Origin of the sequence: uncultured Brachyspira sp., from assembly GCF_910578695.1 — a bacterium.
GTDB lineage: Bacteria > Spirochaetota > Brachyspiria > Brachyspirales > Brachyspiraceae > Brachyspira.
Genome location: NZ_CAJTQJ010000026.1, coordinates 1 through 12236, shown reverse-complemented (window position 1 = coordinate 12236; position 12236 = coordinate 1). Strand labels below are relative to the sequence as shown.

Annotated in this window: 9 protein-coding genes; 6 read left to right on the top strand and 3 right to left on the bottom strand. The window is 26.8% G+C overall.

Features of this window, described 5'->3' with window-relative positions; all coding sequences use genetic code 11:
- Window positions 1–28 precede the first annotated feature (28 nt).
- The 3 genes from QZ288_RS07945 to QZ288_RS07935 all read left to right on the top strand — a co-directional run bounded on the left by QZ288_RS07945 (window position 29) and on the right by QZ288_RS07935 (window position 4715).
- On the top strand, window positions 29–991 hold the full coding sequence (locus tag QZ288_RS07945; RefSeq protein WP_295157400.1) for an oligopeptide/dipeptide ABC transporter ATP-binding protein: 963 nt from the start codon (window positions 29–31) through the stop codon (window positions 989–991).
- Window positions 992–1276: 285 nt separating this feature from the next.
- Window positions 1277–2734, top strand: a complete 1458-nt coding sequence (locus QZ288_RS07940) for a hypothetical protein (RefSeq protein ID WP_295157397.1) — start codon at window positions 1277–1279, stop codon at window positions 2732–2734.
- A 496-nt stretch (window positions 2735–3230) separates the two neighbouring features.
- Entirely contained in the window at window positions 3231–4715 is a 1485-nt protein-coding gene (locus QZ288_RS07935; protein WP_295157394.1) for a hypothetical protein, read from the top strand.
- A 168-nt stretch (window positions 4716–4883) separates the two neighbouring features.
- Here the strand turns inward: QZ288_RS07935 and QZ288_RS07930 are convergent, their stop codons facing one another.
- Window positions 4884–6083, bottom strand: coding sequence for a DUF815 domain-containing protein (locus tag QZ288_RS07930; RefSeq protein ID WP_295157391.1), 1200 nt, complete (start codon window positions 6081–6083; stop codon window positions 4884–4886).
- A 170-nt stretch (window positions 6084–6253) separates the two neighbouring features.
- Between QZ288_RS07930 and QZ288_RS07925 the strand changes: the two genes are divergently transcribed.
- The 3 genes from QZ288_RS07925 (at window position 6254) to purC (ending at window position 9916) form a co-directional block, all read left to right on the top strand.
- Window positions 6254–7915, top strand: a complete 1662-nt coding sequence (locus tag QZ288_RS07925; protein WP_295157390.1) for a methyl-accepting chemotaxis protein — start codon at window positions 6254–6256, stop codon at window positions 7913–7915.
- Between the two features lie 341 nt (window positions 7916–8256).
- Window positions 8257–8745, top strand: coding sequence for a 5-(carboxyamino)imidazole ribonucleotide mutase (purE, locus tag QZ288_RS07920; protein ID WP_295157388.1), 489 nt, complete (start codon window positions 8257–8259; stop codon window positions 8743–8745).
- Between the two features lie 454 nt (window positions 8746–9199).
- On the top strand, window positions 9200–9916 hold the full coding sequence (gene purC / locus QZ288_RS07915) for a phosphoribosylaminoimidazolesuccinocarboxamide synthase (protein WP_295157386.1): 717 nt from the start codon (window positions 9200–9202) through the stop codon (window positions 9914–9916).
- Window positions 9917–9990: 74 nt separating this feature from the next.
- Here purC and QZ288_RS07910 read toward each other — a convergent pair whose 3' ends face one another.
- On the bottom strand, window positions 9991–10464 hold the full coding sequence (locus QZ288_RS07910) for a hypothetical protein (RefSeq protein WP_295157383.1): 474 nt from the start codon (window positions 10462–10464) through the stop codon (window positions 9991–9993).
- A 96-nt stretch (window positions 10465–10560) separates the two neighbouring features.
- The gene (purF, locus tag QZ288_RS07905) at window positions 10561–11961 is read right to left on the bottom strand and encodes an amidophosphoribosyltransferase (protein ID WP_295157380.1); all 1401 of its coding nucleotides are present in this window, start codon (window positions 11959–11961) and stop codon (window positions 10561–10563) included.
- Window positions 11962–12236: the final 275 nt, after the last annotated feature.

Sequence of the window (12236 nt, the reverse complement as noted above, 5' to 3'; positions counted from 1 at the left end):
AAATATCAGTATATAAAGAGAGTTTTATATGACGACTTTAATAGAAATACAAGATTTGAAACAGCATTTTAATATAAAGGGCGGATTCTTCGGAAGAAATATACAAACTGTAAAAGCTGTTGACGGAGTATCTTTTACTATAAATAAAGGAGAAACTTTCGGACTTGTCGGAGAGTCTGGAAGCGGTAAAACTACATTAGGAAGAACTCTGCTTCATCTTTATAAACCTACAAGCGGAAAAATATTTTTTGCAGGCGAGGAAGTTAATAAAGACAATTATAGAAATTATGCTAAAAAAATGCAGATAATATTTCAAGACCCTTATGCTTCTCTTAATCCTCGTATGACTGTTGAAGATATAATAGGCGAGGCATTAGATGTACATAAACTTTATTCTACAAGAGATGAAAAGCGTGAAAAGATAATCAATCTTCTTAAACTTGTTGGGCTTAATGAGGAGCAGGCACAAAGATACCCTCACGAGTTTTCAGGAGGACAAAGACAGCGTATAGGAATAGCGAGGGCTTTGGCTGTTAATCCTGAATTTATAGTATGCGATGAACCTGTATCAGCATTAGATGTTTCTATTCAGGCTCAGATTATTAATATGCTTTATGATATGCAGCAGGATATGGGGCTTACTTATTTATTTATAGCCCACGATTTAGCGGTAGTTCGTCAGATATCAAAAAGAATAGGTGTTATGTATTTGGGAAACATTGTTGAGCTTACTGACAGCGAATCATTATACACAAAATCTATGCATCCTTATACTCAGTCTTTGATTTCTGCAATACCTATATCAGAGCCTTCTATTGCAAAGACTAAGAAGAGAATAATACTTTCAGGCGAAATACCTTCTCCAATTAATCCCCCTTCAGGCTGTAAATTCAGAACCAGATGCCCTAAAGCTGAGGCTGTTTGTGCTGAAAAAGTGCCGGAGTTTAGAGAGATAGAAAGCGGTCATTATTGTGCCTGTCATTTGGTATAATTAATTACAAGTTATTAATTGCTTGTAAATTATTAAATTCTATAATTATCCGTATAATTATTTGCAAATTTAGTTGTTTAATTGTATAATATATGAGAGGTGCATATATGATTAAACACAACACAACACAACACAACACAACACAACACAACACAACACAACACAACACAACTAATAATTTTATCTATATTATTAGCAATATCTATATTATCTTCAATATTTATACATTTTTATGCTTTTAATAGAACAGCTGTTTATATAGATACTATATATCATTTATATGATATGAAGCAGTACTATGAAACAAAGACTATACCAGTTGTTGGAAACAGACTTATGAACCCTCAATCTGTTGAAGATAATACTTCTTATGCTAGGATACCGGGCGGATTTTATTATATACTTTATTTGTTTTGCTATACTTTGGGAGGAGCATCCATTGCAGGAGCAAGAATTATTTATATTATACTTTGTGCTTTAATACTCATTTTATTTTTATTTTGGATATATAAAAGATTTTCTCTGTGTTTATGTGCCGTTTTATCAGCATTAATACTAACAAATGGTTATGTTATTTTTTCTTCAAATGATTTTTGGAATCCTAATATACCATTAATGCTTTCTTTTATACTTTTTATTGTTTTTTCTGAATATGTATCAAACAGTGATGAAAAATTAGTTTTTACATCTGCAATTATTATTTTTCCTATAGAGGCATTGATGGCTCAAGGACATATTGCGGTATTTTTTTCAGTAGTTCCTACAACAATTATTTATTTAATAATCAGATATAAGAGAACTTTGAAATATATTAAAGCCCATTTACTTGGTGTTTTCATTGCTTTTTTAACATATATGCCTTATTTGGTTTCAGAGATAAAGAACGGATTTTTTAATACTAATTTAATGATTAATATGCAAAGTACTTCTGTTTTTAAGGGCTTACCTCAGGTTTATTCAATATTAATATTTCCTACAAATGAAATATCCGTTTTATATGGTACTAATTCTGCACCTGTTAATTATTTTTGGTTTAATGAAAATAGTTTTTTATTAGGCATAATATTTCTTACAGTTACAGCTGTTACTGCTTTATCGGCATTTATATATTCTGTAATATTTTTAGTTAAATCAAAAAAAATTAAATTACAAAGTAGTGCATATATTATTGAAAAAGAATTATTCATATTTTATCTATTGTTTATACCATCTGCTTGTTTAGCTTTCTTCTTGTTTAAATCAGCTCCCGGTACATTCAGATATTTATATGGTATGTTTGCTTTTTCTTTCATTACTATAATCATATTATTTAATGAATTTATTAAAAATAAAAATATATTATTATTATCAGCTTTAATTATTTTAACTTTAAATAGTATAAATATGGGATTTTTACATTTGACAAGATATTATAATTTATTTGAAGCTCCGTATACAGAGAAGAAATTTAGAAATATATTAACCGCTATATCTAAAGATGCAGAAGGAAAATCATTTAAAATAGTACCTTATGATGAACATTATTTTGATAATATGAAGCTGGCTTATTTTTCAAACCTTGATTGGAATAGAGATGATAATTCAAAATTAGTTTATTTTATTTATTATGAAATAGAAAATATACGGCTAAAAACTACTGGAAAGTCAAAACATTATGATGATATATTGAATAATTTACCTAGCGATGCAGAGTTTATTGCAGGTGATAATAAATTGAAAGTTTATAGATATATTGAACAGTAATATAGTTATATTTTATACTTAAAATAAATTATATAATTAATTTTTTTACATTATGTTTTTTATATTCTGTAAAATATTATTACTTATTGCTATATTAATTAGAATCCTAATAGTACAAATTTACATATTTTATTTGATAGAATGAAATCATATAATTATAAAGACGATAAAGTTAATAATGACATAGAATATCTTAATAAAAATGCAAATATTATCAGCAGTAATAACAGATTAATTTTATATAAATATATAGGTAAGCTGCCATAATATTATAAAATTTATGTTGACAATTATAAAATTTATCATATAATTCAAATATGAATAAAAAGGTGAAGCTTTATGACGCACAGCACAGCACAGCACAGCACAGCACAGCACAGCTATAACAATATCAATTATACTTATAGCTCTTTCAATAATTGCAAATATTTTTCTTGCATTTTATACTATACCTAAAAGATTTATAAGAATAGATCAGTCTCAGCATTTTTATGATATGAAGAAATGGTATGAAAGCGGAAAGCTGCCTGCTACATCTGCCAGATTTATAGCAAGCCAAGTTATTAATGAAGAGCTTACAACTCCGAGAGTACCCGGAGGGGCTTATTATATATTTTATACCTTGTTTTATAAATTAGCCCAAGAGAATTTATTAGGGGCAAAAATAATTAATTTTATATTTAATTTGATTATTATATCAATATTTTTATTTTGGTTTTATAAAAAATTTGGACTTACTACTCTCTCTTTTATTACTCCTTTAATTTTATGTAATGGGTATTTTGTTATGGCTATTACGGATTTTTGGAATCCTAATATTACTTTAATATTCAGCTTTATATTTTTAATATTTTTATATAGTTATACTGAAGATGAGAATATCAATATGGTGAAAATATCTTCTATAATGATTTTTCCTATTCTTGCTATTATGGTGCAAGGACATTTTGTAACTTTTTTCTCGATGATACCGACTATTATAATTTATTTAATCATAAAATATAAAAGAACATTAAAGTATATTATATATTGGTGTATAGGGATATTTATATCTTTTCTCTTGTATCTTCCGTATTTAATATCTGAAATACAAAATGGATTTAATAATACTCATTTAATGCTGTCTGTAAGACAATCTCTTAGTAAACTTCCTTTTCCTCAAATGCATGCATTATCATTATTTCCTACAAATGAGATGTCTGTTTTTTATGGAAACAGCATATACGGCAGTATAAACTATTGGATGCAGTATCCTATTATATTATTAGGAGTGCTTTTTCTATTTATTAGTGTTTGCTTTTCTTTTTATTGTATAATAAGAGGCGTTTATTTTGCATTTAATAAAAAATATCAGCCTAAAGATAATACAGAAAGCACATTATTAGAAATTTTCAGAATATTTTTGCTTTATATTCCTGTTACGATAATTTTTAATATATTGGCTAGATCTAAGCCAGGTACTTTCCATTATCTATATAATGCTTTTGCTGTTTCATATATTCCTATTATATTATTTTTATTTCAAAAAAGAGAAGTTTTTTTAATTAATAAAAAAGTTTTTTATATATTATCATCTATGCTTATCATTAATATTTTAGTTATGGTGATGCAGATTACAACTTATGTTAAAAATTATGAAAAGCCTAGAAGTACAGAAGGTATGAGAAATATTGCTGAAATATTATTAGAACATTCTAAAGGCAGAGAATTAAGTATTATAGGCGTATATGCAGATGATAATTATATGTACAGAGATATTGCTGCAGCATATTTTCCTGATATGGTTTGGAATCAGAATAATAATTCAACTAATCTGTATATTATTTTAGATAGAATAGGTACATTGTCAAAACCTAAAAATACAGTTTCTGAATATTTAGAATATCTAAGTAAAAATGCTGATTTAATTGGCGATAACGGAACTTTGTATGTATATAAATATAATGGAACTGAGCCTTTAAAAATGCCTAGAAAAAAGTAAAAAGGAATTATTTTTATATTATAAAGAAAGTCATTTAAAATAATATTTTTTAATTTTGACTTTTATATTATTATCTATTATAATTTGCATATGAATTATGAAAAAATGATTACTATAGATAGTCTCAATAAAAAGAATGACTGTTTTGTCAGATATTTATTTTCAAGATTATAATAAAGTTTCTATAAATTGTTTTGCTGCTCTTGGGCTTCTTCCTGAACTTCTTATAGCATAGCTTTCAGCCTGCTTTATAAGTTCTTCTCTTTCCATTTGTATATTATTATGTTCAGCATACGATAAAACAATATCTATAAATAAGTCCTTATCAGGTCTTTGAAAAGTTATTATTATGCCGAATCTATTGGTTAAGCTCATTATCTGCTGAATAGTATCTTCTATATGTATGTCATCTCCCATTCTGTCTTTAAAATTTTCTTTTATTAAATGTCTGTAATTTGAAGTAACATAAACTATAACATTTTTAGGAAAAGAATTTACTCCTCCTTCCAATACTGCTTTTAAATATGAAAAAGTATCATCATTTGAAGAAAAAGTTAAATCGTCTATGAATATTATAAATTTAAGAGGACTTAAACTTAATTTTTCTATTATATCCGTTATAAATGATAATTGACTTTTTTTTACTTCTATAAGCCTCAAACCTTCATTTGTAAACATATTAGCAACAGCTTTTATGGTGCTGCTTTTTCCTGTACCTGCATCTCCGTAAAGAAGTATATTATTTGCCTTTTTTCCTTCTAATAATGCTTTTGTATTTGAAATAACTTTGCTTCTTTCTCTGTCATAGCCGTATAATTGTCTGATATCTTGTTTATCCTGATATTTGGCTGGTATTATGTTTTTTTTCTCATCAAGTGTAAACATATTATTATTATAAAATATGCCGTAGCCTTTTTTTGATATTTCTTTTATATGAGAAGTATATATATCATAAAAATTTATATGTTTATATTCTAATTTTGCTATTTTTTTAAGATTTTCTTCTGTAAATAGAGAATTAAAATCAAATGAAGCTATAAAGCAGAAAAAATTTAATTCATTTTTTAATGCTTCTTCTAAGTTTTTATTTATATTTTCTTTTTTTATACACTTGTATATATATATGTTTTCATCTTTTAGTATTTGTTCTAATAAATAATCGGCTATAGTATCATTATATTTAAAAAGTTCATATAAGAAGTTTGAATAATAACTGCATATTTTTATTATATTCTTATCTGATGTATTTTTATCATCATAAACTTCTAAAAATGAAATTAATTTTTTTATCACTTTTGTTTTTAATATATCTCTAAATATTACTATACTAGAAAATCCTATTTTTATATCTAATATTTTATCATTCATTACTAATTTCCATTTTTTATTGTATTTATTTTAAATTTAAAATAAAAATATTCAAGTATTTTATATTAATTTTTTTATATTTTGTTATATTATATATTGTAGGTGTTTTATAATGCCGAGAATTCTTAAAAAGGCTGTCTTCTATGTAGCAGTTATAATAGGGGTTATGTATGAAAATTAGGACGATGTTTATTATATTCTTAATTTATATTTTATTTGTTTCTTTACTGCTGATTTATTTACAATTAAGAATGGTTAAAAGTGTCAGCGAATACAGCAATATTTATCAGCATGCTATAAAATCTTCAACTATAGCCAGACAGTATCAGCAAAATTCAACATATTTAACTGAATTTGTCAGAAGTTATGCTGCAACAGGTAATCCGAAATATGAGCAGGCATATAATGATTGCATAGCTATATCAGGAGGTAATAAAGCCACCCCTATAAATTATGACAGAGGTTTATATTGGTTCTTATATTTAGGAAGCGGAGTTAAACCTTATAAAGACGGAGAAACTAAATCTTATTCTAATGTTATGAAAGATTTACATTTTTCTAAAGATATGTTTGATTATTTAAGTTTATCAAAACAAAAATCTGAAGAATTAGTTAAATTAGAATTGATGGCTATGGATATAATTAAATCCATTCCTAAAAACCCAGACGGAACAATACCTATAGAATATAAAGAAAGACAATTAGAAGCTATAGAGTTAGTTAATGGAGAAGATTATGCTAAAAAGATTTATGAGATAATGATACCTATTAATTCATTTTTTGATTTATTAGAAAATGATAATAATATGAAATTACATAAAGCTAATAGTGATGTTAAAAAAAATACTATATTATTTTTTATAGCTTTATTATGGGTAATTTTATCTGTTGCAGCATTCTTCGTATTTTTAGCAAAGAATATAGGTAAAAATCTTAGACTATGCGTACATTTAGCTTCAGAAATATCTAATGGTAATTTAACTGAAAATATAGATGAAAGTTTATTAGATAAAAATAATGAATTTGGATCATTACTTAAAAGTTTTCATTATATGATATCTAATTTAAGAGATATAATTTCTAATGTACTAAAAAGCTCCAAAGAGATAGCTGATGCTGCTACTGAAATAGCACATGGAAACAGCGATTTATCTACAAGAACAGAAACTCAGGCATCTCATTTAGAAGAAACAGCTTCATCTATGGAGCAGATTGCTTCTACGATAAAATCTTCTGCTGATAATTCTCTTAAAGGTAATCAGATGATGCAGGATTCTGAAAAGGCTGTTAGGGAGGCTGGAGATATTATAGAGGCTACCACTAATAATATAGAACTTGTATTTGAGGCTAGTAATAAGATAACTGATATTACAAAAATCATTGAAAATATAGCTTTTCAAACTAATATACTTGCACTTAATGCGGCAGTAGAGGCGGCACGTGCGGGAGAGCAGGGAAAGGGATTTGCTGTTGTAGCAAGCGAAGTTAGAAACTTAGCACAGACAAGTCAGTCTTCAGCAAAAGATATTACTTCTCTTATTGCAGATGCCAATGAGAAAATAAAAATAGCTACCGAAACTGCTAGAAAATCTCAGGAAATATTTATAGATATTGAGCAGAAAATAGAGAATACTTCAAGAATTATGCAAGATATTAGTGCTATGGCTATAGAACAGCAGTCTGGTGTTGATCAAGTGAATGTAGCTGTTTCTCAGATGGATCAGTCTACTCAGCAGAATGCTTCTTTAGTTGAAGAGGCTACCGCTTCTTCTGAGGCTTTAATGGGGCAGGCAAGGGAGCTTATTGATTTAATGAAGTTTTTTAAAGTTTAATTTTGTAATTTTATTAAAACTGCATAATGATTTATAATATATTAAATTTTGCTGATACTTCTAGCTGTCTAATTTATTTATTAAAATATTTTTTAAATCTATTATTATATGAGATACATTATATATGCAGATTGAAGTATGCTTATTTTTGTAAGTATCTAATAAATTAACTATTTTATAAAATACTAATTGATATATTATATGCTATAGTTAAAACTTATATGCTGCGATTTTCATATAATATGAGAATTTTTTATAAAATATATGCTCTAATTATTGTATTAATTGATTTATTATATTAGAATTAATTTTATTTATAATTATTATTTTAGGAGAATATTATGAAAGCTGCTATAATATTTGGAAGCAGGTCTGATACGGAAAAAATGAAAGGAGCCGCTTCTTGTTTGAAAGAATTTGAAATAGAGTATAAGGCATTCATACTTTCGGCACATAGAGTACCTGAATATCTTGAAAAAACAATTAAAGATATAGAAGAAAATAATTTTGAAGTGATAATAGCAGGAGCGGGACTTGCCGCTCATTTGCCTGGTGTAATAGCTTCAAAAACTATACTGCCTGTTATAGGAGTGCCTATTAGTGCTGGTAATCTTGACGGAATGGACGCTTTACTTTCTATAGTTCAAATGCCCAAGCCTATAACTGTTGCTGCTGTAGGTATTAATAATTCTTATAATGCTGGAATGCTTGCAGTTGAGATTCTTGCTTTAAAATATACTGAAATTAAAAATAAATTAATAGAATATAGAAAAAAAATGAAAGAAGATTTTATTGCCGATAATGATAAGCCTATAGATTTTGATATTTGAATTATAGTAGAAAATAATAATTTTTAATAATAATAAAAAATAATTAAAAAAAGCAAGCCGAAGCACATCGATAATTTATTATCGATATAGTTAAAGCGAAGGCGAGCATAGCAATAATAAAAAATAATAATTTTTAATAATAATAAAAAATAATTAAAAAAAGCAAGCCGAAGCAAAGGCACGCTTCGCGAGGCGGACTTCGTCGGCGAGCATTGTCGCAGGTACGCGGCAGCGGCAATAATAAATAATAATTTTTTAAATATTAGAAAGCTAAATATAAAAATTGTGAGTGCCTGACATTCGTAAGAATGGCAGGGAAGATCATACTAGAAAGCTAAATATAAAAATTGTGAGCGTATAGCAAAGTCATTTGCTATACACTTTGTGTGAACAATTTTTATTAGCAATAATAATAAATAATAATTTATAAGTTTTAATAAATAGGAGTTAAACTATGTCTAAAGAAAAAAAAGAAATGATGTATGAGGGAAAGGCTAAAAAGATATATATTTCTGATAATGCTGATGAAATAATAGTGTATTATAAAGATGATGCTACAGCTTTTAACGGAGAGAAAAAAGGTTCTATTAAAGATAAAGGAGTTATGAATAATGAAATAACTTCTCTTCTTTTTAAGATGCTTGAAAAAAATGGAATAAAAACACATTTTATAGAAAAATTAAATGACAGAGAACAGCTTTGTCAGAAAGTTAAAATTTTCCCATTGGAAGTAATAGTTAGAAATTTAATTGCAGGTTCTATGGCAAAGAGGCTTGGAATAGAAGAGGGTACAGTTCCGCCTAATACTATATTTGAAATTTGCTATAAAAATGATGAATACGGAGATCCTTTAATCAATGATCATCATGCTGTTGCTTTGAAATTGGCTGATTATGATGAATTAAAATATATTTATGAAGTAACAGCAAAAGTTAATAATTTACTTAAAGATGCTTTAGATAAAATAGGTATTACTTTAGTCGATTTCAAAGTAGAGTTCGGTAAGAATTCAAAAGGAGAAATACTTTTAGCTGATGAAATTACTCCTGATACATGCAGATTTTGGGATAAGGAAACTGGTAAAAAGTTAGATAAAGATAGATTTAGAAGAGATTTAGGCTCTATAGAAGAGGCTTATATAGAAGTTTTAAATAGGCTTAATAATTTATAATTTTTAATAATAAAAGACTTTGCAAGAATATAAAAATATCAGCAAAGTCTTTTTTATTTATATAATATTTTTTATTATTTTACTTCTTTTATTTCTCCTAATTTTTTTATTTTTTCTTCAGCAGTTTTTTTTAATATTAATTTTTCTCTGTCTTTTTCAGCTATATAATAATTATTTCTTAATATATGTATTATATCTTTAGCTTCATTGATTGTACCGCTTTTTTTATAAGCATATATAATCATTTGTATTAATGATATAGTAGATGGAAGACCTATATATATAATTGCAGCTCCTGCTGACGGAATAGCTGCTATAGAAGAGGCTATTAATGCTTTATTTTTTCCTAATTTTTTTGATGATATTATAGCTGCAGCTGCAACTAAAACTCCGCCTATAAGAATGCCCCATACTATTTTACCTGTATTTTTGATATTTGAAATTTTATTTCCAAGTTTATTTTCTATATAAATAATATCATTATCCGAAATAACTGCATCTACTAATTCTTCTTCATTTATGCATATTTTATAAGAAGCTTCTTTCATAATTCACATTGTCCTTATTAATTATACTTTATAATATGATAAATTTATTAATAAAAAAGTCAATGGATTTTTATATATTTTACAGTAAAAATTATGTTAACAACTTTTTTTAGGTATATCAGTAGGGTAGTTTCCTGTAAAACATCCTATGCAGTAATTACCATTATTCAAAGCTTCAAGCATATCCTCTATACTGAGATATTCTAAAGTATCGGCATTAATTTCTTTTCTAATTTCCTCTACAGAAAGTTTAGCTCCTATCAGTTCTTTTTTTGAAGATATATCAACACCATAATAGCAGGGGCTTTTTATGATAGGCGAAGCAGACCTGAAATGCACTTCTTTAGCACCAGCTTTTCTTACAATATCTATTAATATTCTGCTTGTAGTTCCTCTTACCAATGAATCATCTATTAATATAACTCTTTTACCGTCTATTAAATGTTTTAGAGGATTGAATTTTAATTTGACAGTTTCTTCTCTGGAGGACTGCTCAGGCATAATAAATGTTCTTCCTATGTATCTGTTTTTAATTAATCCTATGCTGTAAGGAATACCGCTTTCTTTTGCAAAACCTAATGCTGCTATAGTACCAGAATCCTGAATGCCTATAACTATATCCGCATCTGCTTTATTTTTTTTAGCTAATAATACCCCTGTTTGAAACCTTACATCATAAACATTAATACCGTCTATATTACTTTCAGGACGTGCAAAATATATATGTTCAAAGGTGCATGGATAATGCTTTACATACTCTTTACTATATTTAAAAGATTTTACTCCTTCTTCATCTATTATAACCATTTCGCCTGCTTCTATATCACGTATAAATTTAGCTCCTACAGCATCCAAAGCACATGACTCTGAGGATAAAAAATAATCTCCATTTGAATTTGTTCCCAAGCATAAAGGTCTTATACCATAAGGGTCTCTTATTCCTATAAGTTTTCCTTCTACAACTATCACTAAAGCAAAAGCTCCTTTTATAATATTAATGCTTTCTTTTATGCCTTCTATAAAATTATTTACAGTTTTTCTAGCTATAAGCTTAATTATAACTTCAGTATCAGAAGTGGCATTAAATGTTGCTCCCCCTTCTTCAAGCTCATATCTTAATTCTTCAGCATTAGTTAAATTTCCATTATGTGCTATTGCTATTTGTCCCAATCTAAAAAGATTTTCAAGAGGCTGAGCATTTTCTATTTTGTTTTCTCCTGTTGTAGAATATCTTACATGTCCTATAGCTATATTTCCTTCAGTATCTTTAGGTATATTGCTGGAAAATAAATCTGATACAAGTCCCATAGATTTATATGTAAATAAATGTTTGTAATTTGATATTGTAATTCCTGCACTTTCCTGTCCTCTATGCTGTAAAGAATAAAGTGCATAATTTAAAGTTTTTAATATATCTTTTTTTATTTCTTTAGAGTAAATACCGAAAATTCCGCATTCTTCTCTAGGCTTATCGTATATTTTTTCAATGCTATTCATTATTATTATAACCAACTTTATTTTTTATTTTAATAATAATATTATAATTAATTTTATTTTTATACAATAGATTTATAAAAAAATTGTTTAATAGTATTATATACTGCATAATTTTTATTTTAAAAATCGTATATTGTAATTTAAATATTAATAGTATGAGTTTTTAGATATTTTAATAAAAATTGCTTTATTATTGCTAGCTATAAACTTTATATTATTACTATGCTCGCCTTCGCTTTAACTACATCGATAATAAATTATCGATGTGCTTCGGC